General features: G+C 46.2%; 22 protein-coding genes. 15 read left to right on the top strand and 7 right to left on the bottom strand.

From position 1 onward, the window contains the following. Nucleotides 1-34: 34 nt before the first annotated feature. Nucleotides 35-1,831 (top strand): ABC transporter ATP-binding protein, encoded by a 1,797-nt coding sequence (locus DF182_RS30555; protein WP_113619542.1) that lies wholly within the window; start codon nt 35-37, stop codon nt 1,829-1,831. Between the two features lie 157 nt (nt 1,832-1,988). Then, entirely contained in the window at nt 1,989-2,417 is a 429-nt protein-coding gene (locus DF182_RS30550) for a DUF3276 family protein (RefSeq protein ID WP_113619541.1), read from the top strand. Nucleotides 2,418-2,536: 119 nt separating this feature from the next. Here the strand turns inward: DF182_RS30550 and pgi are convergent, their stop codons facing one another. Beyond that, nucleotides 2,537-4,192, bottom strand: a complete 1,656-nt coding sequence (pgi, locus tag DF182_RS30545; RefSeq protein WP_113619540.1) for a glucose-6-phosphate isomerase — start codon at nt 4,190-4,192, stop codon at nt 2,537-2,539. Between the two features lie 54 nt (nt 4,193-4,246). Beyond that, nucleotides 4,247-5,053 (bottom strand): hypothetical protein, encoded by an 807-nt coding sequence (locus DF182_RS30540; protein ID WP_113619539.1) that lies wholly within the window; start codon nt 5,051-5,053, stop codon nt 4,247-4,249. A gap of 163 nt (nt 5,054-5,216) precedes the next feature. On the opposite strand from DF182_RS30540, the gene prfB reads away from it, so the two are divergent. The 3 genes from prfB (at nt 5,217) to DF182_RS30525 (ending at nt 8,537) form a co-directional block, all read left to right on the top strand. Continuing rightward, nucleotides 5,217-6,312, top strand: a protein-coding gene (gene prfB / locus DF182_RS30535; RefSeq protein WP_113619538.1) for a peptide chain release factor 2 whose coding sequence is annotated in 2 segments (ribosomal slippage) — nt 5,217-5,276 and nt 5,278-6,312 — 1,095 coding nt in all. Because the reading frame shifts where the segments join, the coding sequence is not laid out codon by codon here. Nucleotides 6,313-6,428: 116 nt separating this feature from the next. Beyond that, nucleotides 6,429-8,060, top strand: a complete 1,632-nt coding sequence (pruA, locus tag DF182_RS30530) for an L-glutamate gamma-semialdehyde dehydrogenase (protein WP_113619537.1) — start codon at nt 6,429-6,431, stop codon at nt 8,058-8,060. An 87-nt stretch (nt 8,061-8,147) separates the two neighbouring features. Next, a complete protein-coding gene (locus DF182_RS30525; RefSeq protein ID WP_113619536.1) occupies nt 8,148-8,537 on the top strand; it encodes a hypothetical protein in 390 nt (129 codons plus the stop codon). Between the two features lie 152 nt (nt 8,538-8,689). Here the strand turns inward: DF182_RS30525 and DF182_RS30520 are convergent, their stop codons facing one another. Together DF182_RS30520 and DF182_RS30515 are read right to left on the bottom strand one after the other, a co-directional pair. Beyond that, the gene (locus tag DF182_RS30520) at nt 8,690-9,205 is read right to left on the bottom strand and encodes a peroxiredoxin (protein WP_245957616.1); all 516 of its coding nucleotides are present in this window, start codon (nt 9,203-9,205) and stop codon (nt 8,690-8,692) included. A 67-nt stretch (nt 9,206-9,272) separates the two neighbouring features. Continuing rightward, entirely contained in the window at nt 9,273-9,905 is a 633-nt protein-coding gene (locus DF182_RS30515; protein ID WP_113619534.1) for an outer membrane beta-barrel protein, read from the bottom strand. A gap of 155 nt (nt 9,906-10,060) precedes the next feature. On the opposite strand from DF182_RS30515, the gene pyrR reads away from it, so the two are divergent. After that, nucleotides 10,061-10,591, top strand: a complete 531-nt coding sequence (gene pyrR / locus DF182_RS30510; protein ID WP_113619533.1) for a bifunctional pyr operon transcriptional regulator/uracil phosphoribosyltransferase PyrR — start codon at nt 10,061-10,063, stop codon at nt 10,589-10,591. Between the two features lie 50 nt (nt 10,592-10,641). After that, the gene (locus DF182_RS30505) at nt 10,642-11,574 is read left to right on the top strand and encodes an aspartate carbamoyltransferase catalytic subunit (RefSeq protein WP_113619532.1); all 933 of its coding nucleotides are present in this window, start codon (nt 10,642-10,644) and stop codon (nt 11,572-11,574) included. A gap of 190 nt (nt 11,575-11,764) precedes the next feature. On the opposite strand, the gene DF182_RS30500 is transcribed toward DF182_RS30505, so the two are convergent. From DF182_RS30500 to DF182_RS30490, 3 genes are all read right to left on the bottom strand, one after another. After that, the gene (locus DF182_RS30500) at nt 11,765-15,070 is read right to left on the bottom strand and encodes a TonB-dependent receptor (protein ID WP_161964323.1); all 3,306 of its coding nucleotides are present in this window, start codon (nt 15,068-15,070) and stop codon (nt 11,765-11,767) included. A gap of 111 nt (nt 15,071-15,181) precedes the next feature. Then, nucleotides 15,182-16,174 carry a FecR family protein gene (locus tag DF182_RS30495; protein WP_113619530.1) on the bottom strand — a complete coding sequence of 331 codons (993 nt, stop codon included), beginning with the start codon at nt 16,172-16,174 and terminating at the stop codon, nt 15,182-15,184. A 69-nt stretch (nt 16,175-16,243) separates the two neighbouring features. Next, entirely contained in the window at nt 16,244-16,786 is a 543-nt protein-coding gene (locus DF182_RS30490; protein WP_113619529.1) for an RNA polymerase sigma-70 factor, read from the bottom strand. 232 nt (nt 16,787-17,018) lie between these two features. On the opposite strand from DF182_RS30490, the gene DF182_RS32740 reads away from it, so the two are divergent. The 8 genes from DF182_RS32740 to DF182_RS30450 all read left to right on the top strand — a co-directional run bounded on the left by DF182_RS32740 (nt 17,019) and on the right by DF182_RS30450 (nt 25,069). Beyond that, nucleotides 17,019-17,561 carry a peptidase associated/transthyretin-like domain-containing protein gene (locus DF182_RS32740; RefSeq protein WP_245957614.1) on the top strand — a complete coding sequence of 181 codons (543 nt, stop codon included), beginning with the start codon at nt 17,019-17,021 and terminating at the stop codon, nt 17,559-17,561. A gap of 493 nt (nt 17,562-18,054) precedes the next feature. Further along, nucleotides 18,055-18,564: a hypothetical protein gene (locus DF182_RS30480; protein WP_147243598.1), complete on the top strand. Its 510-nt coding sequence runs from the start codon at nt 18,055-18,057 to the stop codon at nt 18,562-18,564. Further along, nucleotides 18,524-18,913: a helix-turn-helix domain-containing protein gene (locus DF182_RS30475; protein ID WP_211327253.1), complete on the top strand. Its 390-nt coding sequence runs from the start codon at nt 18,524-18,526 to the stop codon at nt 18,911-18,913. Before DF182_RS30480 ends, DF182_RS30475 begins: the two co-directional genes overlap by 41 nt. Nucleotides 18,914-18,949: 36 nt before the next feature. Beyond that, nucleotides 18,950-19,396 (top strand): hypothetical protein, encoded by a 447-nt coding sequence (locus DF182_RS30470; RefSeq protein WP_113619527.1) that lies wholly within the window; start codon nt 18,950-18,952, stop codon nt 19,394-19,396. 20 nt (nt 19,397-19,416) lie between these two features. Beyond that, entirely contained in the window at nt 19,417-19,746 is a 330-nt protein-coding gene (locus tag DF182_RS30465) for a DMT family protein (protein ID WP_113619526.1), read from the top strand. Between the two features lie 149 nt (nt 19,747-19,895). Continuing rightward, nucleotides 19,896-20,462, top strand: a complete 567-nt coding sequence (locus DF182_RS30460) for an RNA polymerase sigma-70 factor (protein ID WP_245957612.1) — start codon at nt 19,896-19,898, stop codon at nt 20,460-20,462. A gap of 83 nt (nt 20,463-20,545) precedes the next feature. Then, the gene (locus DF182_RS30455) at nt 20,546-21,604 is read left to right on the top strand and encodes a FecR family protein (RefSeq protein ID WP_113619524.1); all 1,059 of its coding nucleotides are present in this window, start codon (nt 20,546-20,548) and stop codon (nt 21,602-21,604) included. Nucleotides 21,605-21,991: 387 nt separating this feature from the next. Further along, complete coding sequence (locus DF182_RS30450; protein ID WP_161964322.1) at nt 21,992-25,069, top strand: SusC/RagA family TonB-linked outer membrane protein; 3,078 nt, start codon at nt 21,992-21,994, stop codon at nt 25,067-25,069. Nucleotides 25,070-25,074 lie beyond the last annotated feature (5 nt).

Raw genomic sequence — 25,074 nt, 5'->3', positions numbered from 1 at the left:
TCGATTGACTTATTTTTGCAAGAAAGATATCCGATTGAAACATTTAACCGCACTCAATAAATACTTCATAGCCCAAAAATGGCGCCTCATCCTGGGACTGTTATTTACCGCCATATCTATCGTATTCAGCGTTTTTCAGCCCATCATGGTCCGGCAGATCTTTGACCTGCTGTCGCATAACCTGGATGAGTACCGTATGCTCAGTGATACCGGACTTAAAGGCGCCTTCCGGTCCGACTTCTCCCATATCCTGGCATTTTACGGCGTCAGCATTCTGATCTTTGCGCTGCTGAGCGGTTTCTTTCTGTTTCTGCAAAGGCAAACACTCATTGTGATGAGCCGTCATATTGAATATGACCTGAAGAACGAAATTTATCAGCATTACCAGCGGCTTGACCTCAACTTCTTTAAAATGCACCGTACCGGCGACCTCATGAGCCGTATCACGGAGGATGTTTCCCGGGTGCGGATGTATGCAGGGCCTGCTATTATGTATGCTTCCCGTACCCTTTTGCTGATTGTGATTGTTGTGTACCTGATGCTGAAGGTAAACCCGTTACTGACACTGTATACCCTGTCGCCGCTGCCTTTTCTGGCCCTCATGATTTATTATGTGAACCGGATCATCCATCGCAAAAGTGAAAAGATACAGGCAGAACTGTCCAATATCACTTCTATTGCGCAGGAATCCTACTCCGGCATACGCGTGATCAAATCCTATGTGCAGGAAGAAGCCAGCGGCAGCCATTTTGAAAGTGCGAGTGAAGCCTATAAGATCAGCTCCATTAGTCTGGCTAAAACGGATGCCCTGTTTCAACCGGCCATGGCGCTGATGATAGGGCTAAGCGTTATCATCACTATTTTTATTGGCGGTATACAGGTGATCGCCGGTAATATCACCGTGGGGAACCTGGCGGAGTTTGTGATTTATGTGAATATGCTGATGTTCCCGTTTTTATCTATCGGGCTGGTGGCAACGATGATACAGCGTGCTGCCGCCTCACAGCAACGAATAAACGAATTTCTGCGGATTGAGCCGAGTATTAAAGATGAGTCCGGCGCCCGGTTGGTGGATCTCAATGGAGCCATCCGGTTTGATCATGTAACATTTACGTACAGTCATACTGGTATCACAGCGTTGAAAGATGTCAATCTGCGCATAGAACCAGGTCAGAAAGTGGCGATCATAGGCCGCACTGGTTCAGGGAAGAGTACGTTGGCGCAGCTGTTGATCCGTATGTTTGATCCACAGGAAGGTAAGGTGATGCTGGATAACCACGATGTACGTTATCTGCATCTGGAACAGCTACGTTCCCGGATCAGTTATGTGCCACAGGACGTGTTTCTGTTCTCTGATTCTATTGCCAACAACATCCGCTTCGGTGATCCTGCAGCTAATCTGCAGGCAGTCCAGCAAGCTGCCCGGCAGGCTTCTGTGGAGAAAGATATCCTTGGCTTTAATGAAGGTTTCGATACAGAGATAGGAGAGCGGGGTGTAACCCTCAGTGGTGGCCAGAAACAACGTATATCCATCGCCCGTGCCCTCATCAAGGACCCAGGTATCATGATCTTTGACGACTGCCTCTCTGCCGTAGATGCCCGTACGGAAAAAGAAATCATCGGTAACCTCTATGCCTATCTGAAGGATAAAACCGCGCTGATCATTACCCATCGTATCTTTTCACTTTTTGAGTTTGATAAGATCATTGTATTGGATGAAGGAAAGATAGTGGAAGAAGGAACACATGAGGAATTATTATCATTGAATGGTTACTACGCAGAGCTGTACGCAAGACAGCAATCCGGTGAAGACGAAAGTGTAACTGAGTAACAATCATATTCTTGTATAAGCCCGGCCATAGCCCGTTACAGGGAAGTTTTATGTTTTTTCAAAATCATTTAAAAATATTTTGATATTTGTAAAACAATAGTATATTTGTTCCTTATTGTAACAGGATTTGATTCGTTAACACTTAAATCTATCAACTGTGGCGTACGAAAACAACAATCAACAGGAAAGAAACAATGATAGCATCTTTTCTAAACGATTGAAAGCGGGCAAAAGAAGGACGTACTTCTTTGATGTAAAGACCACTCGGGGAAATGATTACTTTCTTACTATTACGGAGAGTAAGAAACGTTTTAATGACAACGGTTATGACAGGCACAAGGTATTCCTGTACAAGGAGGACTTCAACAAGTTCCTGAATGCATTAACCGAAACTATCAACTATGTAAAAACAGAGTTGATGCCCGATTTCGATTTTGATGCCTACAATCACGATTATGTGCAGGAAGACCAGGACGAAACAGACGGCGACAATGAGGTATCCCGTACCGCAGATGTAGCTGTTTCCGCGCCGATTACGGCATCCGCCCCCGCTTCACATAGCGCTGACGAGGTAGATAAATGGTAACGGTGATGCCTATGATGCCCTTCTGAAACCAACAAGAAAAATCATAGGTTTTCTTTAAGCTTATAAAGCGAATCGCCCATTGATACATATCAATGGGCGATTCGCTTTTTTATTGAGTGCTATTGTTTTCTTAACTTCTTGAATGCATTGATTAATCCGTTCGTACTGGCGTCATGGTTGGTAACAACCTCTTCGTTCTGCAGTTCAGGCAGGATTTTACCAGCGAGTTGTTTACCCAGTTCTACGCCCCATTGGTCGAAGCTGTAGATATTCCAGATAACACCCTGTACAAATATTTTATGTTCGTAGAAGGCAATCAGCATACCGAGGGAGCGGGGTGTGATTTTTTTCAGCAGGAAGGAGTTGGACGGGCGGTTGCCGGTAAATACCTTGTAAGGCAGTACCCGTTTGATTTCTTCTTCTGAAGTGTTAGCCTGCTTCAGTTCTGCCAGTACTTCTTCTTCGGTTTTACCGTTCATAAGGGCTTCCGTTTGTGCGAAGAAGTTAGAGAGCAGTTTCACATGGTGGTCGCCGATAGGATTGTGGCTGATGGCCGGTGCAATGAAGTCACAGGGAACCAGGCGGGTGCCCTGATGTATCAATTGGTAAAATGCATGTTGACCATTGGTGCCTGGTTCGCCCCAAACGATAGGACCTGTTTCATAATGTACAGGCTGGCCATTGCGGTCTACATGTTTACCGTTGCTCTCCATATTACCTTGCTGGAAGTAGGCAGGAAAACGGTGCATGTATTGATCATAAGGAAGGATGGCTTCGGTGGCTGCGCCCAGGAAGTTGCAGTTCCAGATGCCTGCCAGTGCCATGATAGCAGGTATGTTTTCGGCCAGGGGTGTTTGTGTGAAGTGGTTGTCGGCTGCATGCGCACCATTGAGCAGTTCGATGAAGTTTTCGTAACCGATCGTCAGTGCGATAGACAGACCAATGGCGGACCACAGGGAATAACGGCCGCCAACCCAGTCCCAGAATTCAAACATGTTATTAGGATCGATGCCGAAGGCTGTCACTGCTTTTTCGTTGGTAGATAAAGCTGCAAAATGTTTGGCAACGAATTTTTCGTCTTTGGCGTGTTCGAGGAACCAGTTGCGCGCAGTATGTGCGTTGGTCATGGTTTCCTGCGTGGTAAACGTTTTGGAAGCAATGAGGAAGAGCGTTTCATCAGGAGTGACATGCTTCAGTGTTTCCGCAATGTGTGTGCCGTCAACGTTGGAAACGAAGAAAGGCTGGATGCCTGGTTTCCAGTAAGGTTTCAGGGCTTCGGTTACCATTACCGGGCCGAGGTCGGAGCCACCGATACCAATGTTGACGATATAACGTATAGGCTTGCCCGTATATCCTTTCCATTCACCGGAATGTATCTGCCGGCAGATATGATCCATTTTATTCAGTACGCCCAGTACGTCTGGCATAACATCACGACCATCGAGCAGTACGGGTTTGCCGGAGAAGTTGCGCAGTGCGGTATGCAGTACGGCACGGTTTTCTGTGACGTTGATTTTTTCTGCCTGGAACATGGCTTTGATGGCGTTGCTCACGCCGCTCTCTTCTGCCAGTGCCAGCAGCATGCTGCGGGTTTCTTCGGTTATCAGGTTCTTGGAATAGTCAAACAGGGTGTCCTCCAGCTGAAGGGAAAACGTAGCAAAACGTTCTCTGTCTTCCATAAACAAGGTACGCATCTGTACCTTTTTCATTTCATCGGCATGCTTTTGCAATGCCTGCCACGATTTCGTGGCTACAGGACTGATAGTAGGAAACATAATTTCTGTTATTAATTGCGCCTCAAAAATAATCTTTTACTTTTTATGATTGCGTTATGATCGCGGTTTCCTGTACAATTGCCAGGAAATAGCGATCGCAATAATACCGATGGCAATGATGCAGGCATGGATGATGGGTTGTTGTTCCATCATGCCTGTAGCTCCTCTTTTGATGAGTATGCCGTAAAAAGCCCATACTGCTACCAGTGCATGAATGATATTGTTTCTGCGCAGTACCATGAAGATGCTGATCAGCGTGCCGAGTGATATCATGCTGACAGTCCATCCAACCTGAAACCCACTGCCGCCGGCCCATCCGGTGTATGTCAGCATAGTGCTGATGTTTGCAAGCGTAGCAATATTTACCCAGCCGAGGTAGAGACTGAGAGGAAAATAGACGAATAATTTTTCAGGCAGGGGAGCCGGTTCACGGGCAATTCCGAAATTGATGTGAATGATAAAAAGAGTTGCCAGCAGAATCAGTATAAGCCCAACAGTTACAGGTATCAGTTCATAATGCCAGGCGAAGATCCAGGTAGTGTTGGTCACACAACTGATCAGAAACCATTCTTTCAGACAGCTCATCACATGTGCGAGCAGCCGGGGTTGTTTGCCGGAGAAGGCCAGCCATAACTGATATACTATAAAACATAACAACGACAAATAGATCAGTCCCCAGATGTAGAAGGTGAAAGAGGGGGGTGTAAAGAGGGTGGGGTATTCATCGGAAACCTCCTTTATTTTTTTGCCGTTGATAGGAAGCAGCCACGCCAGTGCATTAGCGGCAAGCATGATGATAAAAGCCAAGGTATTAAAAACGGATTTGTTTTTATAGTGGAGGGTTTCATGGGATACCATCATGTAGCAGAAACTTTTTTTATATTAAGTTTTTTGATATTATGGATATGGTTACAGCTGATTCAGCAAAAATTATGCTAAAGCTGTGTTAAATGATAGCAGTATCAACCAGTAGAATTGTGTTGACATTAGCAGAATTGTACATTTTTCCTTACATTTGCCCGCTATGACAATAGAGCAACTTAAAGCTATGAGGGACCGTCTTTATGTCCTGGGAGGTTTTCTTTAACGTCCCTGACCGATTAGCTAAAATAGAAAACGACAAACAACTAAGCCTGGCCCCCGGTTTTTGGGATGATAATGCCAGAGCTACCGCTATCCTGAAGGAAATCAAGGTAAACAAATATTGGGTTGACCTTTATGATCAGGTACAAACTGCTATCGAAGACAGCAGCGTACTCAATGATTTCTTCAAAGAAGGAGAAGCAACGGAAGAAGAAGTAGCGCAGGCTTATGGCAACGCATTGTCTGCTTTGGAAGACCTGGAATTCAAATCCACCTTGAACCAGCCGGAAGATGAAATGCCGGCAGTACTGACGATCAACTCTGGCGCGGGTGGTACCGAAAGCCAGGATTGGGCTGAGATGCTGCTGCGTATGTATCGGATGTATGGTGAAAAACAAGGCTGGAAAGTTTCTGAAATCGATACCCAATACGGGGATGGCGCCGGTATTAAATCAGCAACCCTCGAGTTCGATGGAGACTTCGCCTATGGACATCTGAAAGCAGAAAGCGGTGTACATCGCCTGGTACGTATTTCTCCGTTTGATTCCAATGCACGTAGACACACTTCCTTCGCTTCCGTATATGTGTATCCGTTAGTGAACGACACGATTGAGATCGCTGTCAATCCTGCCGACCTGGAATGGGAGTTTTACCGTTCCGGTGGTAAAGGCGGACAAAACGTAAACAAGGTGGAGACAGCTGTGCGATTGAAGCACGTTCCTTCCGGCATCATTATCGAATGCCAGCAGGCACGTACACAGGGTGAGAACCGTGAAAAAGCGCTCACCATGCTGAAATCCCGTTTGTATGAAGAAGAACTGCGCAAACGCGAAGAACTGAAAAACGCTGCCAACGCCAACAAACGTAAAATCGAATGGGGCTCGCAGATCAGATCTTACGTATTCCACCCCTATAAAATGATCAAAGACCACCGCACCGACTATGAAGTAGGTAACGTGGGTCCCGTGATGGACGGTGAGCTGAATGGTTTTATCAAGGCTTACCTGATGATGCAGAAGGAAGAGGACAATAATTGATAACAATAGGTAAATAATGAATAGGTTTCTGCTGCAAATTGCTTTGTAAATTTGCAGCGGAAACTTTTTTTGTTATTAGTTGATTCTTAATTGATATACCAACAAAATCTGAGGAAATGAATACAGGATATTTTGAATATGCAGCACCTGCGAATGAGCCAGTACTGAGTTATGCACCGGGCTCTCCGGAAAGGGCTGCGCTGAAGAAGCAATTGGCAGCCTTTAAAGCTGAAGTGGCAGATATTCCGATGTATATCGGTGGTAAGGAAGTTCGTACCGGTAATACTGTGGATCTCCGTCCGCCGCATGAAATCAAACATAAGTTGGGCCATTTCCACCAGGGCGATGCTTCCCATGTAAAAGCCGCTATCGCTGCTGCACTGGAAGCCCGCGAAAAATGGGCGAACATGGACTGGGAACAACGTGCCGGCATCTTCCTGCGTGCAGCAGATCTGATCGCTACCAAATACCGTTTCCACATGAACGGGGCCACTATGCTCGGTCAAAGTAAAAATGCCTTCCAGGCAGAGATCGACAGCGCCTGCGAACTGATCGACTTCCTCCGTTATAATGTTCACTTCCTGAGCGAAATCTACCGTCAACAGCCTGTAAGCGCTCCCGGCATCCACAACAGAATGGAATACCGTCCGCTGGAAGGTTTTGTACTGGCTGTAACACCATTCAACTTCAGCGCTATTGCCGGCAACCTGCCTACTTCCGCTGCCATGTGTGGTAACGTAGTAGTATGGAAACCTGCCAACACACAGGTATTTGCGGCGAATATGATCATGAAGATCCTGATCGAAGCCGGTCTGCCTGAAGGTGTTATCAACCTCGTATACGCCGGCGGCCCGCTGATCGGTGATATCTGCTTCGCTGATCCGCATTTCGCAGGTATCCACTTCACCGGCTCTACTGGTGTGTTTCAGACCATGTGGAAAACCATCGGCGAAAACATCCACAAATACAAATCCTATCCCCGCATCGTAGGTGAAACCGGTGGTAAGGACTTTGTGGTTATACACAAATCCGCTGACGTGGACATCGCTGTGACCGCACTCGCCCGTGGCGCTTTCGAATACCAGGGCCAGAAATGCTCTGCCGCTTCCCGCGCTTATATACCAAGCAATCTTGCAGACGAAATAAAATCAAAACTGGTCGCTGAAATTAATACCATGAAAATGGGTACCACCGAAGATTTCAGCAACTTCATCAATGCCGTGATCGATGAAAGATCTTTTGATAAGATCGCTCAATACATCGACAACGCTAAAAACGATCCTAAGGCTAAAATCATTGCCGGCGGTAATTACAACAAAACAGAAGGTTACTTCATCGAGCCAACTGTGATCGAGGCTGCTGATCCTAGATACGTGACCATGTGCGAAGAAATCTTCGGACCCGTATTAACGATCTATGTTTACGAAGCAGATAAATTTGAAGATTTACTGACTACCGTTGATACTACTTCTGAATACGCGCTCACCGGTGCTATAATTGCTCAGGACCGTTATGCCGTAGAACTGGCTACCAGAAGACTGGTGAACAGTGCAGGTAACTTCTACATCAACGACAAGCCAACCGGTGCAGTTGTAGGCCAGCAGCCTTTTGGCGGTGCCCGTGCTTCCGGTACCAACGATAAAGCAGGTTCTATGCTGAACCTCTACCGTTGGCTGAGTGCAAGAAGCATCAAGGAAACTTTCGTTCCGGCTACTGATTACCGTTATCCGTTCCTGAAAGAAGCTTAATATATAATATTCATGACTTGATATAAAGGCGGTGAATGCATATTCACCGCCTTTTACTTATTTTGTAAGCGAAAACAATATGACGATATGGAGGCTCCAAAGGAAGATATAGTAACCATCGTGAAGGGATATTTTGAAGAACGCCACAAAATATGGCGGGTAGGGGATCTTGAGCAGCGCCTGATAGCTAAGGGTTACCAGCCACAGGAAGCCAGCCGCCACGCATTTATGGCTTTTGAAAATTTTTTCAAAGCGAAGAAAAGGAAAGATGGTGTCAGGGTATTGGTTTACCTGGGATTGGCCGCCGTATTTCTGATTAGAATATTAGTGATGAGCAACAAGATTGGTAACATAGCGGCGGTGTCCGGATTTCTGGCTCTTACTGCGTTTGCGCTGGTGATGGGGCTGATCGGATTGCTGAAACTGTTTCAGCTGAGAGAAGAGATTGTTTCTTTCAGAGATCTGCGCAAACTGTAGGCTGCTATTGCGTGTATGATCGCCGGCAGGATGACACTACACTGAATACAATCACCCTGCACTATGGACAAGGTAACGACGTCCCGCTGCCGGACAGTACTATGGAAGTTTACCACCTGCAACGGGACGGCTGGATTACCCAATAAAAAACATTACATTTTCTTTAATGCATCCAGTGCTTCCGTGACGTGTTTTTCTCCATCACGGAGACTGTTGAATTCATGCACTACAATACCATTTTTGTCCACCACATAAGTCACGCGGCCCGGGATCACAAAGGTTTTGGGCACCCCAAATAATTTCCGGACTTCGTTTTTCGGATCACTCAGCAGCGTAAAAGGCAAATTGTGATGCGTTGCAAAACTTCGGTGGGAAGCCACGTTGTCTGCACTGATACCGATCACCATCGCACCGTATTTCTGAAAATCCTGGTATGAGTCCCGGAAAGAACAGGCTTCTTTCGTACAAACACTGGTTTCATCTTTCGGGTAAAAATAAATCACCAAAGGCTGTTTGCCCAGCACAGTGCTGAGATCGAAGGTTTTACCATTCTGGTCCTGCAAACTGAACACAGGCACTTTGTCTCCGGTTTTTATTTGTCCCTGGGAGGAGGTACCCCAGAACTGTAAGAAAGCGGCCATAGTAATGATTAGCTTTAACGTTTTCATAGCTTCTATTTGCTACGACTAAAGTACGACAGATGCGGGTAAATCAGGACAACTAATTTCCCCGATATCAGAAGTGAAAATTGACCCCAAACTGTATATTGTTAATACCGAAGCTTTTGAAGAGTCCTACATTCGTGAAATTGTCTTTATTGCCCTCTTTATCGATCGTAGTCCGGTTGGCGCTGAAAACAGGTCCCAGATTCATGGTCGCAGAAAAGGCCGGCGTTATATGAAAAAGCAGTCCGGGTGTGATGTTCAGACCAAAATTTGTCTCTTGGGTTTTGGGATAGTAGCTAGTGCTATTCGGCCAATCGGAATGCCCTTCTATGGAACCAAAAGTAGTGCCTAGTGAACCGTCCGCATATACTGATAATTTATTCCAGATGGATTGTTCGTACCGTACAAAAGGGCTGATAGTCCAGAAATTTGTTCTGTACTGCGACATTCCTTGTTTGCTGCTGGAATAGGAGAGTTGAATACCCAGTGCCCAATGCTCATTTAGATAATAGCCATAGGCAGGGGCTACACTAAAACCGGATGAGTGTACATTTCCGGGATGGCTCACCCATTCCGGTGTTTTGGTATTGGAGTCGTAATAATTAAATCCAACACTGATGAAGTTCTTTTTTTGTTGGGCCTGCAGGGTATGCGAGTACAGGAAGGCACTTAAAGCCAGTACAGATAAAAGGATTCGTTTCATAAAATGGCGATATTTTATATAATTTCTTCGCTATTTATATCAATTCCATGGCAGTAAAAAATAAAAGAAGGGGAAGCTTATCCAGTAGTTTTATGATATTCATCTTTTTATGTGTGGCATTAATCATTATTTTTGGCGTCTAAAAACGTTGTGTTTTGAAAACCATACTAAACGGTAAGCAGCTGGCTATCACAATAGACAGGCTTTGCCATCAGCTGATAGAGAATCATTTGCAGTTTGAAAACACGGTGCTGATAGGACTGCAGCCGCGGGGCATCTACCTGAGCGACAGAATCTATGAAACATTAAAAAAATTGCTGCCGGATGCTACTATCCATTACGGAAAGCTAGATATTACTTTTTACAGGGATGATTACAACAAGGGTAAAACCCTGCATGTACCCAGTGAAACCAACATAAATTTTTCCATTGAAAACAAGAAGGTGGTGTTGATAGATGATGTATTGTATACGGGGCGAACCATTCGTTCGGCGCTGGATGCAATGCTCGACTTCGGCCGGCCTGCGTCGGTGGAACTGCTGGCCTTGATAGACCGGCGTTTCAGCCGTCAGCTGCCCATTCAGCCCGATTATACCGGGCGCACCATCGATGCCTTTATTTCCCAGAAAGTAAGGGTATTGTGGGAGCAAAGAGACGGTAAAGATGAAGTAATTCTGGTTGATTAACATAAACCGGATTTCACAATTCAGATTTCACCCTTTATATTTGCACATTAATGTCACTTTCTGTAAAACACTTACTCGGAATTCGCGATCTGCAGCGCCAGGATATAGAACTTATTTTTCAAACAGCCGACCAGTTTAAGGAGGTTTTACAAAGGCCGATTAAAAAAGTTCCCACGCTGCGCGATACTACTATTGTAAATTTATTTTTTGAGAACTCAACACGTACCCGTATCTCTTTTGAGCTGGCGGAAAAACGACTGGGTGCAGATACCATTAACTTTTCTGCTTCCGGCTCGTCCGTTTCCAAAGGAGAAACGCTGATCGATACGGTCAACAACATCCTGTCCATGAAGGTGGACGTGGTGGTGATGCGCCATTCTGCCAGCGGTGCGCCACACTTCCTGGCCAAACATATCAACGTGCCCATTCTCAATGCCGGCGACGGTATAAACGAGCATCCTACCCAGGCCCTGCTGGACGCTTTCTCTATCCGGGAAAAACTGGGCAGCGTGGAAGGTAAAAAAGTAGCCATCTGTGGTGATATCATGCACTCCCGTGTGGCCCTTTCCAATATCTACTGCCTGAAAAAACTGGGTGCTGAAGTAACAGTCGTAGGTCCTCCCACACTGATTCCAAAATACATGGCAGCAGCGCTGGGCGTTAATGTTAGTTATAATATCCGCGAAGCCCTGCAATGGTGCGATGTGGCCAATATACTACGTATACAGCTCGAAAGGCAGAACACACCACTGTTCTCTTCCCTGCGTGAATATTCCCTGGCCTACGGCGTCAACCGCCAGCTGCTCGACAGCCTGAACAAGGAAGTCGTGATCATGCACCCAGGCCCTATCAACCGCGGTGTGGAAGTAGACTCAGATGTAGCGGACTCCGGTCAGTCCATCATTCTCGACCAGGTAGAAAACGGTGTAGCGGTAAGAATGGCTGCATTGTATCTGCTGGCAGGTAAGAAAGGGGAACTGTGATGTAGTTTGATGCTGCTGATGTTCCTGATGAGCGTAGATTTGCACAGATTTTCAATTAAAACATTTTATAAAATAAAACAGGGTGTATCATCGATACACCCTGTTTTATTTTAAGCTATTATTCTTCCCATTAATATTCACATAAATCTCCGCTCATCAGGAACATCAGCAGCATCAAACTACATCACAGTTACATCACTGTTATGTTAAGTCCAATTGTATACGACCTGAAAAACGGATAGGCGTTACCGATATATCCTCCTGCTTGTTCGGGGTCGTAATATCTGATCTTCATTTTAGTAGTTTCCCAGAGATCCTGACCAGAGAAATAGAGGCGTAAATTTCTGACACTGATTCTTTTGAGCCAGGCGGCTGGAAGGCTATAGCCTATCTGTAGATTTTTAAGACGAATGTAAGCACCGTTCATGGCCCAATGGCTGGATGGAACTGTGTTCTGTACATCCCGTAGGTAAAGACGGGGAAATAATGCATCGGGATGATCCGGTGTCCAGTGGTCCAGGTTGATATCCCAGGGTTGTTGCCAGCCGCTGGTGAATGGAATATTATAACGGGGATCCGGCATTACTTTCCGGTTGCTGACACCCTGGAAGAAGACAGAGACTTCTATACCTTTCCAGGAGAAACCCGCGTCTATGCCGTAAGCCAGCTGAGGATCCGTGCTGCCGAGGTAAACGAGATCCTTGTTATCAATTCGTTTATCACCATTGATGTCGCGGTAGCGGAGGTCGCCAGGTCCTGTATTATTGCTCTGGAAGGCGTGTTGCTGTACTTCGGCTGTTGTTTGGAAATAGCCGTCGGCTACGTATCCAAACAGAGAGGAATATGGGTAACCCGGTATGCCCAGATTCCAGCCTGGTTGAGGATTTACGCCATCATTGCGCAATACTTTTGTCTGGTTGTTAAACAGGTTGGCGTTGAGGTACCAGGTAAAAGGTCCATGACTGCTTCTCCAGCCGGCATTCAGTTCCCAGCCCCATGATCTCATCTCACCGGTATTAAAGCGGAGAGGCCATGCACCTGCTGTAGAAGGTAGCTGTACCGGTATACGCATATCGCGGTTGTGTTTCACGAAGTAGTCTGCTGAAAGGGTCAGTCTGCCCCGGAACAGCGTGGCATCCCAGCCGTAGTTGTTGGTAGAAATGTTTTCCCAGCCGGAAGCCTGTGGAATAGGGTTCTTATAAACAAAAGGAGAGAACGGGTTATTGAAGCCGAAAGTAAAAGTACTGAGTCTTTCATCATTATCAATCGTGTTCCAGCTGTTGACATTGCCAAGTCTGCCCCAGGACCAACGCAGCTTGAACTCGTTGAAAAAGTGCAGTGCGTGGTTAAACCATTCTTCGTTGTTGAGCCGCCATCCGGCGGAGAAAGAAGGGAATACCTGCCATTGCTCCACAGGTGCAAATGCACTGCTGTATTGTGATAAACGGGCGCCGATCAGGTTTGCTTCCAGCAGGTAACGGTTGTCATAGTTGTAATTGAATTTTCCGAACATAGACATCAGCGTACCACTGGCCAGTTGTGTCATATTGTATTGCGGAGGGTTGCCAAACCGGTATGCGTCCACTTCTACTTTGGTGATATTGTAGGAGGCAGCAGTATACTGGTCTGTGTTATAGGTCTCTTGCGTATAGCCACCAAGGAGATGTATATTATGTTTATTGATTTTGGTATCGTAGTCGGCCAGCAGTTGCAGATTACCGCCTTTGGCTTGTAGTCTGCTTTTCTGCAGCAGATTGTTGTTTTGTACCGCGTCTACTGGTGCGATCTGATTCCAGAGCTCAATCGTATTGCGTCCGAGGTTATCGTGCAGGGTATGTTTCTGCGGACTATAGATCAGCCGTAGTGTAAGGTCTTTGGCAAGGCTGTCTACCCGCAGGGTAAACACGGCATCTATGTAATTGTTTTTTTCTTCACGGGTGCCGCCATCATGGAGGATAGCATAAGTGGGGGCACCACCGAATGCATAATGTTCTGTACCCGGTACAAAAATGGGTACGTTGCCCGGACCGCGGTAAAGCCCTGCCAGCAGCCCTTGCGGACCTTCTACCGGCTGTGAAGGAGACAGGGTATTGGTTTGAGCATAAGAAAGGCGGGTTTCCAGGCTGAAGTGTTTACTGAAGCGGTTGTTGAGATTGACACGTGCATTGACGCGATGGGTCCGGTCGGGCCCTACTGCGAAAATGCCTTGCCTGCCGAAGTATCCGAGAGAAGCAGAAAACTGGGTGAGGGAGTCTCCTCCTTTTACAGAGAGATTGTAGTTCTCTACGCCGGTTTTTGTTTTGGTGAGCAGCGGCAGCTGATTAAAATTATAATAGTATTTATAGTATCCGGGATGAGCATAGTCCAGTGCATAGTGGTTGCCCGTTTTCATCAGCTCAATTTCATAGGGCTGCCAGGGAGCAGGACTACCTGCGTTTTCCGCTGCTTCATTTTCCATGGAAGCCTGCACATAGGAGGGCAGCCGTTTGGGCACACGGATAGGGCTTTCAAAACCGGCGAGCGTATTGAAGTCGATAGACAACTTACCGGGTTTGCCACTGCGGGTGGTGACAAGCACCACGCCGCTAGCTCCCCGGGCGCCATAAATGGAGGCTGCAGAAGCGTCTTTAAGAATAGATACGGATTCGATGTCGTCTGGATTGAGTACGGCGAGTGAACCGGGCACTCCGTCTACGATAACAGGAGTATTGTTGTTGCCGGAGTTTACGCCACGTACCTGTATATTAAAGCCTTCCTTGCCAGGTTGGCCATTGCTTCGGGTGACCACCAGTCCGGTAGCGGTTCCTTGCAGGGCAGCGATGACGTTGGGTACGGGCCTGCTTTTGAGTCTGGCGCCGTCTATCTGTGCGATGGCGCCGGTGATGTTGGCGCGTTTCTGCAGGCCATAACCCAGCACTACCAGTTCATTAAGTTTTTTCAGGTCTGGTTGCAAGGTGATGCTGATATTGTGTCGGTCTCTTACGGATATTTCCCTGGTTTCAAAGCCTATCAGGGATACGGTAAGGACAGCCTGTCCGGAGGCTAGTTCCAGTTTGAAGTTGCCGTTTTCATTGGTCGCGGTGCCGTTGGATGTCCCTTGTTCCCGGAGGGATACGCCGCTGAGGGGGACCAGTCCGTCGGTGATGGTGCCTGTAAGCAGCCAGCGGTTGGGACTGACGACTCTATCAGCCGGATTACGGGAGAGGTCAGTGGGAGCTGAGTTTTGTGGTATGACGATGATCTGGCCGTCTCTGATCTCTACGCGGTAGCGTGCAGGAGGGAACAGCTGCCGTAATACGTCAGTCAGGGGGGCATGATGTACATGGATACTAACGCCCCTGCGGGTCTCCAGTTCATCACTCGAAATAGCAAAAGTGTATTTGGTTTGTTTTTCGATGTCCCGGATCACGGTTTTGAGGCTGACACTGACATATTGGAGGGACACCTTTTTGGAGAGGGCATCAGGCGTCTGGGCGGCTACTAATGTGCCGGCCAAAACCAGGATAACAATGAAAAAAAAATATACAGGCACGCACCTGGACCTGGTGTGAGGACGCGGCGCCTGTTGCATCGTATGCTGCAGCATAAGCGGGAGGTCGGGCGCCGGTTAGTGGATTTCTACCAGGTTGTTTTTATAGGTGATGTTGATTTGAAGTGTTTTCCGCATGATGTCCAGCACTTCCTCCAGCGGCATATTGGGGAAGGTGGCCAGCAGTTTTTTATCAGCCAGTTGCTGGTTGCTGATGATAACCTGTACATTGTAGAAATCAGATAATGCAGCAGCTACTTCGGTGAGCGGAGCATCATCGAAGGTGAGGCATCTTGTTTTCCAGGCCAGGATGTTGTTCTTTTCTTTATGCAACCGGGTATCGATGCTGTTGCCGTTGTGCAGAAGGGAAGCTTCCTGACCAGGTGTCAGGATTACTTTCTTTTCTGTTCCTTTATAGGCGGCGCTTACTTTGCCGGATTGAACAAATACTTTGACACCGGCTTTGGCGGCTTTTACATTAAAGGCGGTACCCAGTACCTGTACTTCCACATCCGGCGCATCTACTTTAAAGGGAAGAGCATCATTTTGTACTACGTCAAAGAAAGCTTCTCCTTTATCGATTTTTACCTGCCGGTTATTCTTGCCAAAAGAGCGGGAATAGCGGATCGTACTGTGTGCATTTATATATACCATGGAGCCGTCCGGGAGGTGAAGGCTGTCAAGGTTTTGTGCGGTAGTGATGGTTTTATAGCTGCCGGGTCCGAACCATGTCCAGGTGAGGCCTGCAGCGAGTACTGCGGCTGCTGCCCACCAGTAGCGTGATTTCATTTGGATCACGCGGGATTTACGGGAAGTGGTTCGTGTAGCCGTGGCCGTAGTTTCAGCTGGCAGGGTTTCGAGGGCGGTATTCAGTTGTAGCCACTGGCCCTGTGTATCAAAAGCTGATGCGGCTGGAAGGGGATCACCCTGCCACATAGCCTTCATGTCCAGAAAGATATCCAGATTTGCGGTATCCTCCTGAATCCAGTCGTTGAGCTGCCTTTTGAGCTGCTCATTGTCCGGATCTTCCAGATAACGGATCACTATATCTATGTCTGTATTCTTATTCATGGCTACTTATTAACTATACAATCGGAAAAGGGTTTACCATTAAGCGGGCTCGAAAAAAAATCCGGCAACTTACTCTTTGTTAATTAAAACAACTCGCAGTTTTTTCAGGGCGGTGGTAAGATGCGCGTATACAGTATTAATAGAGATATTCAGTTGTTCTGCTATTTCAGCCGGGGACAGGCCTTTAAGACGGCTCATTTCAAACACACGGCGGCATTGTTCCGGTAATTTATCGAGGGCAGATCGGTACTGTGCTTCCAGTTCCTTATGTTCCAGCAGGGAATGGGAGTTATCAGCAGGAGAGGCTGTCAGCATTTGTTCTTTTGTATATACTTCTTTCCGTTGTTCTTTTTTAATACGGTTCAAACAGGTATTCACAGTGGCGCGGGCCAGATAGTGATTAATAGGAGCGCGCTCATCCAGATTTTCCGCACCTTTCCACAAATTGAGGAATACGTCTTGCACCATATCGTTTGCGTCATCTTCATCTTTTACATAACGATAGGCAATATTATACATAGAAGGGGCGAACTGTTTAAAAACAGCTTCAAAGACCTCCTTGTCCCTGCTTCTGATGCCTTTAACTATTTCGTCGTTACTTAGTTGCAACATGCTTTGATCTTTTGTTTCCGCCAGTGCGAAGATAGATTTTAATCCCCTTTGCACTTAGTAATTCTTGATTTTTTTGTCTTTAACATTTCTTTCACTAATGGTAAGTGCATTGTCAGATGTATTGTTATTATACGGCGGTTGAATAATGCTTGCCTTATAACAAAAACCATGCACAATCAACTGGTTACAAGATAGTAATCATAAATTTTAACCATACAAAAAATTGAATGCCATGAAAAAAACAATCACAGGAATGTTCGCTTTAGCTGCAATGGTAGTAGGAATGTCTTCGTTCAGAAGCGCGGATGCAACGACTGTCAGGTCTTTGGATAGTGCTTCAATCAAAATTGATTCTCTGTCTGCAGCAGATTCATTAGCCCGCTTTGGATCTCTTTCCCTGGCAGGACTGGATTCAGCGGCGCGTATTGATTCGTTCACCAGTGTAGATTCCATTTCCCGTATGGACTCTCTTTCCCGTGGCTTTACAGGCCTGGATTCTGTTAAGGGTATGGACTCCCTCCGCGCAGTGGAAGGTGGTTCTATCACTGGTAAAGTTACACCTGCCGAAGGCGCTATTGCAGTAGAAGCCGATAACGGTAGTGAAAAACTGAAAGGTGCCGTTTCCAGCGGTTCTTTCGCAATTCCGGCTGCCAAAGCTGGTACCTACACCATCACTATCCATGGTAAGGCGCCTTTTAAAAACGCCGTTATCAAGGATGTAAAAGTAGAAGATGGTAAGGCTACCGACCTCGGCGAAATCAAGCTGGAACAATAAGATCGTATAGCATCCAACAATTCAATAGCATCCTGAAATGGGGATCCCATTTTGGTTTGATCTCAGGGGAGCTTTCTCGGCCCCCCTTTTTTTATGCCTGTAACTCAACGTTACAGGCATAATTTTTTTACTTATAAGCGCATAAATTGAATTTAAAAGAAAATATTTTATTGAAAAATTGATTTATAATGCAATAAATATTTTTTCAGTTTGAAAAACTTTCTTACTTTAGTGATCGTATTGATGTTTAAGTAAATTTTTATTTCATCCATGTCAGTTTGTAAAAACCCGAAAGAGCCGGAAACGGCTCTTTCTTTAATTGTTCTTCAATTTTTGGGATGTTTATAATTTACTTTTAAGCTATTTGTTGACGTTTGTCTTTCAACCATCATCTCTGGTAAGTTAACCAGTATTCATTACTGTCATTATTTGTATCCAGATACAGTTCTGTCAAGAGTTTTATTTTCTGTACAGTTAAACCCAAGCAGTTTACGTGAATTACGAAATTATTGAGATGCAGCAGCTATCCGGAAGGAAAGCTGGAATTTATTCTGTCATGATCGCTAACGACAATCTGAGCTTGTTTGAGCATTTTGTGAAGGACCATATCGGAGAGCACGCCATGGAAATAAGAAGCATTACCCAGTATCTTTCTTATATTGGCAACCGTTATGGAATGCAGAACAGATTTTTTAATGTGAAGCGGGGGAGAAAGGCCGACAGTGTGTGCGCCTTGTTCGACCACCCGGAGCAAAAACTCCGGTTATATTGTTACCGGGTAGGGACGGTGGCGCTGATCATCGGAGGAGGAACTACCAGGCCCGGGAAAAAGGGAGCGGCAGGGCTGCCTGAAAAGTTGCTGGCGAGTATCTCCCGGGATATTAGCAGCAAGATCCGGACAGGGGATATCTACTGGTCGGAAAAGGAAGCCCGATTATCAGGAAATTTAATATTTACAGTAGATGGAAAACAATCATCAGGGGGCCCGGAAATACAGCAGTGAATTTATTGCTGATGTTATGGCCAGTATTACACCGCTGGAAAGCCTGCAGGTAGAAACGAGGTTTGTACTGGCAGGCCGTATCGCCGGTATTATGGACTCCCAGAGACTGAGCAATAAGGAACTGGCCGCCAGAATGGGGAAAAACCCGTCGGAGATTTCCCGATGGCTGAGCGGTACCCACAACTTCACCATCGATACGCTATCGGAAATAGCTATCGCGCTGGAAGTGCCTGTTATGGAGTTTTTTATACCTTCTCAACCCAAAGTTATCCAGGACGTACAATTGACAGTCAGCTCCGAAAATATTTCTTCCAATAGTTCATCATTCTATCCGGTCTATCATATTTAATGACTACTTAACTGAAATCATTGCTTATTCACGCTCATGACTAAACGATCACCACAGACCAAACCAACGCCACAGCAGCTTGCGCTCCAGAGCATAGACCTGCTTGAGAGTTCCCTTCATTATCCCGGGGAACATCCTCCTTTCAGCAGCTTTCATTATAATATACATATTACCAGCAAAGCTGATGATGAAAAGAACCTGGTGCTGGTTACCGTAAAAATTGCCGTACATAATGAAAATATCCATCAGCAACTGGGAAGCCTTGCTGTTAACTGTGTTTTTACCATGAGTAACTTTGCAGAAGTGGTAAGACTTAATGCAGCGGGCCAGCCGGACATGCCGGATGACCTGGTGGAGCATCTGCACAGCACTGCCCTGTCTACCGCCAGAGGTGTCATGTTTGCCACTTTCAGAGGGACCTTCCTTCATCATGCTGTACTGCCACTGATCGCACCCGGTGCTGTTACAGAAGACAAAAAATAGCCATCTTAACTATTCAATGTATGCGCACAGTCATTCTGCTGACCATCTCCAATACCTTTATGACCTTTGCCTGGTACGGACACCTCAAACACCAGGATGTTGCACTGTGGAAAGTAATCCTGATCAGCTGGGGTATCGCTTTTTTTGAATACTGCTTTATGGTACCGGCCAACCGTTTTGGAGCGATGGAAGGATTCACCGGGTTTCAACTCAAAACAATCCAGGAAGTGATTACCCTTACCGTATTCAGTGTGTTTGCCGTATTTTTTCTGAAGGAGCCCTTACGTTGGAATTATCTTGTATCATTCATGTTTCTGATCGGGGCAGTATACTTTATGTTTAAGAAATAAAGTGTGGCTGGAAAATGGCTGTCTGTAAATTCCTGGAATTTTTTTTCCTCTTTTTATGCAAATGTTTTCTGACTGATTTGTTAAAATACGGTTATTCCTGATTATCTTTAGCCACTTTATTTCAACCCAACCAAATAACCGGCTATTCATTGAGGGAGGACGTGAATATACAACTGCTGGCGGAACGCATTGCATCGCTGGGCGATGAACAGGCTTATAAAGCGCTGTTCCGGCTTTTCTACAAACCACTTAGCCAGTTTGCCTATTCTATCGTGAAATCCTGGGAGTCAGCAGAAGAGGTGGCGTCCGATGTGTTTGTGAACATCTGGAAACATCGTGAAAGACTGCTCCAGGTACAGAATCTGAAGGTATACCTGTATGTGTCCACCAAAAATATTGCGCTCAACTATTTGACCCGTGCATCGAGAACACAGCATTTCAGTTTGGATGAGCTGGAAGTGGATTTCAGTACCGGTTATGCCACACCGGAACAGATCTTTATCTCCGGGGAAATGGTAAAACGCATTGAGGCCGCAGTCAACCAGCTTCCTCCTAAAAGAAAAATGATCTTCAAACTTATCCGGGAAGACGGGTTGAAATACAAAGAAGTAGCGCAGATACTGGACATTTCCGTGAACACCATCGATGTACACATGGCCCAGGCGCTAAAAAAAATCAGTGAGGTGATCAACCTCAATTTTACCCAATCAAAATAGTTTAAAATTTTTTTTGTGATAGAGTAGTAGATTACTCCAATCTGCTTGTCCTACTATTACAATCATGCTTTTGCAATATTGACATGGAACAGGAAAGAATTTGGTTATTGCTTGGAAGAAAGGTATCGGGCGAAGCCACGATGGCTGAACTGCGCGAGCTGGAAGAGCTATTGGTGCAATATCCGGAGCTAAGGTATAAATTTTCGGTGCTGAGCAACTGGCCCGTGTCTCTGATGCAGGAAGCATGGGAATCAAAAACGGAAAACGCCTGGCAAAGGCATATGGCCAGAATGGAGCGTGATTTTGTTGCAGATGGCCAGGAGCAGGAACAACCCGCTACGATCAGAAAAGGAAAAAGGGCTGGATTGCTGGCAGCCTTATCAGTGTTGGTCATATTGCTGGCTGGTTTTTGTGCCTTTTTGCTCAATAGTAAAACCAAAAGAGAGGCTGCAGCTGAAATGGCTGAAATACAGACCCGCAACGGTTCCCGGTCCCGCGCTACACTGCCGGACGGAACAGAGGTCTGGCTGAACGGCGGAAGCCGCATCACCTACCAGCGGGATATGAATAACCAGCAGAAAAGGGAAGTATTGCTTTCCGGTGAGGCATTCTTTAAAGTAGCAAAGGACGCAGACAATCCGTTTATTGTCCGTACCAATCATATGGTGGTCAATGTACTGGGGACTTCTTTTAACGTTAAAGCATACCCCAACGAAGATCAGTCAGAGACATCCCTGATCACAGGGGCCGTGGAAGTGATGCTGGCAGATGATCCGGCCCGCAAAGTGAAGCTGATACCTCACCAGAAGATGGTCATCTCCCATACACAGGATGGCAATCCCAAACCTGGACTGGGTTATAGTATGGAACAAGTGAAAATAGACGATCAGGATGATATGATCCATGAAACGGCCTGGTGCGACAACTTCCTGGTGTTTGACAATGAAAGTTTTGCTGCCGTGGCGTTGAAAATGGAACGCTGGTTTGGCGTAAAAATACATCTTACGGATAAAAAGCTGAAGGCATACCGGTTTACGGGCACCTTTAAAAATGAATCACTTCCACAGATATTGGAAGCGCTGAAGGTTACATCATCATTCCGTTGCCAGATAAAGGGCAACGAGGTATTTATCAACCAGTAGAAGTTTATATGTCTGACAAAAAAGAAAAGATACCATTGGCATAAAAAAAGGGCAAATGCTGGAAACATTTACCCTTTTGTTCAGATCCAACGGCAGAATGCTTCACTTGCAATGTAGTACTGTCGTCGTTTTATTGACCTTTAACAACCTAAATGTATGTAAAAAAATCATACATTTTGTCATCCTTTTGCACACAAAACTGAAGGAAAAGTTGTACAGCTAATGAAACTGGTGTCCTTTATAATTCTGATTACCTCTTTACATATAACGGGTCATGTGTTCGGACAAAGTGAACAGATATCGGTGAAAGCGGATCAAATGCCCCTCACACGCCTGTTAAAATTGATTGAGAAAAAAAGTCACAATCGTTTCGTATATCGGAGCGACATGATACCCGCGTATACACGGGTAACGGTAGACCTGCATCAGGAACCGATGGAAGAAGTGATGAAACGGGTTTTACATAATACCGGTCTCACCTTTAAAACATTGTCTGATGGCCTGATCGCCATTATTCCGGATACAACGATTGTAACTACCGATATCCTGGTCAATGGCCGTGTAACTGATATCACAGGTCATCCGCTACCAGGGGTAAGCATCCGCATTGCCGGCATCAATAAAGGCGCCACCACCAACATGGAAGGAGTTTTCCGGGTAAAGGCACCTTCAACGGCAACACTGATATGCTCTTTCATCGGATACGAAGAACAGAAAATCGGGATCAACAACAGATCCGCATTAGATATTGTGCTGAAAGACGACGCCAGAGGATTGAATGAAATAGTAGTGGTAGCTTATGGCGTTCAAACAAAAGGCTCTTTGACAGGTTCAGCTGTTATGGTTAACACGGCTTTATTTGATAAAGCTCCCCGTAGCAGCTTCCAGGAAAGCTTACAAGGAAATGTCCCGGGACTTCAATCTATGAATGGTTCCGGTCAACCCGGATCGGTACCCAGTATCCGTATCCGTGGTATAGGCTCTATTACTGCCGGCAGTACCCCGCTCTATGTAGTGGACGGCGTACCGGTAGTGACAGATGACCTGACAGATTTTAATGTGAATTCATTGGCCGGTATCAACAGTGCCGACATTGCTTCCATCTCTGTATTAAAAGACGCCGCTTCCGCTTCCATCTATGGTTCCCGCGCCGCCAATGGCGTGATCCTGATCACAACTAAAACAGGCAGACCAGGCAGTACCCGTATTGGTGTCAACGTACAACAGGGCGTCAATAAACTCACCATCCCCAAAAGCAACTACCCGCTCAATACCAGCGAAATGATAGAACTGCTCAGAGAGGGATGGTACAACAAAGGAGATGGCAGCGGAGAAGCCGGATTCCAGAAAGAATTACAGGCCCGTGGCATCGATACCACCATTAATACCAACTGGATGGATTTGCTTACCCGCTCTGGCAGCTACACACAGGCTAATCTTTCTGCAGCCGGTGGTAATGAGAAAACAAAATTCTATGTGTCCGGCGGGTATTATGATTGCAAATCTGCGCTGAGAGGTGTGGACTACCAGCGAATGACAGGGAAGCTGAATCTTAGCAATAATGCTACTGATAAACTTTCTTTTAATGTCAATCTTTCGCTGGTCTATCAGAAAGCCAACGCTGTAGGAGATGTAGGATTGCTGGCCAATCCGGTAAGGTCGCTGGCCCGTATGCAGCCATGGCTGAAAGTCTATAATGCAGACGGTTCCTACGACTTCAGTTATAACACCACATTTAATCCGGTAGCCGTGCTCGACGAGGTAACCCGCATTGGTTCCATTTATGGCCTGCTGGGTGGGGTCGGCGCCAAATACAAATTGAAAGAGGACCTATCGCTGGAAACGAGGATTAGTCTAGACCTGAACTATGCCCGTAGCAATTCATTCTACCCTCCGGGATTCGGAGACGGCAGAAATACCAACGGACGGGCTTATGTCAATAACAACCTGTGGAACAACTGGGTATCCACCAGTATCCTGCGATATAATCACCGTTGGGGTTATCATGGACTGAGTACATTCGCAGGATTTGAGGCGCAACGTACCGGTAATACCGGCAACTCTGCTTCTGCCACCAACTTCCTGCCCGGCAAAAACGAACTTGCCGATGCATCCAAACCGGAAACCATTAGTTCTGTTAATGTTGCCAACTCCCTGACAGGTGTATTCCTCAATACAGGATATGACTATCAGCAAAAATATTATGTCTCCGGCTCCATCAGAAGGGACGCTTCCTCCAGGTTTGGCAAGGAAAAAAGAGGTGCCAACTTCTGGTCACTCGGAGTTGCCTGGAATATCTACAAAGAAGCTTTTATGCAGGATATTCCCGGTATTAACGAATTAAAATTACGTGCTAGCTACGGCAGCAACGGGAACCAGGCTATTGACAATTACGCCTCGTTGTCATTGTACAATCCGGCAAATGATTATGATGGGAAACCGGGGTATGTTTTGAGTCAATACCCCAATCCCTATCTTACCTGGGAACAAAATAAACCCTTCAATGCCGGTATCGATTTTGCCATACTTAAAAATCGTATATCCGGTACCGTAGAATATTATAACAGGGTCACCTCCCGGTTGTTACTGAATGTGCCGGTATCATCCACCAACGGAATTACCACGGTATTCCGCAATAACGGTGAGATGCGTAATACCGGCTGGGAGTTATCACTCAGCACGCGTAACATCGTGGCGCATAATCCGCAGGCATTGTCATGGCGCTCGGACTTTAATATATCTACCTTAAAGAATACCATTACCAGGCTGGACAATCCAATGACCAGTACTATTTATAAGAGGGAAGTAGGCGGCGATTTCTATCAGTTTTACCTCGTGGGGTATGCTGGCGCTGATCCGCAAACGGGAGAAGCACGCTGGTATACCAATGCCGACAAGACCACTACCACTCGTGTCTTCGGGGAAGCGCAGCGCTTCAATCAGGGCAGCGCTCTCCCGAAGTTTTATGGAAGTCTGACGAATTATTTTAGTTATAAAGGCTTTGAGCTCAGCTTTCAGGTTTATTACAACTGGGGCAGCAAAGTATATGACAACTGGGGTTCTTTCACGGAATCCGACGGCAGCGGCGGATTCGGTGCTACCTACAAAATGTCCAGGCGTATTTACGAAAACCGCTGGCAGAAACCCGGTGATATCACCGATATCCCGAAAGTGGTGTTTGGCGGCACACAGACAGGACTTAGCAATCAGGCTTCTTCCAGATTCCTCTATGATGGCAGCTTTATTCGCCTGAGAGATCTGATGCTGGCCTATAACATGCCCAGATCATGGCTGACCCGAACAGGATTGAGTGAAGCCCGGATCTATCTGAGAGGGAACAACCTCTGGACATATGTAAAAGATGCTCAACTAACCATGGACCCGGAAGTGCCGGTGACTGGTGACTATGATCAGCGACCACCCATATTCAAAACATTCCTCGTCGGGGTAGACGTCAATTTTTAATACAG

It is taken from the genome of Chitinophaga flava (genome assembly GCF_003308995.1).
Lineage (GTDB): Bacteria > Bacteroidota > Bacteroidia > Chitinophagales > Chitinophagaceae > Chitinophaga > Chitinophaga flava.
This window is presented reverse-complemented; position numbering and strand designations above follow the sequence as displayed.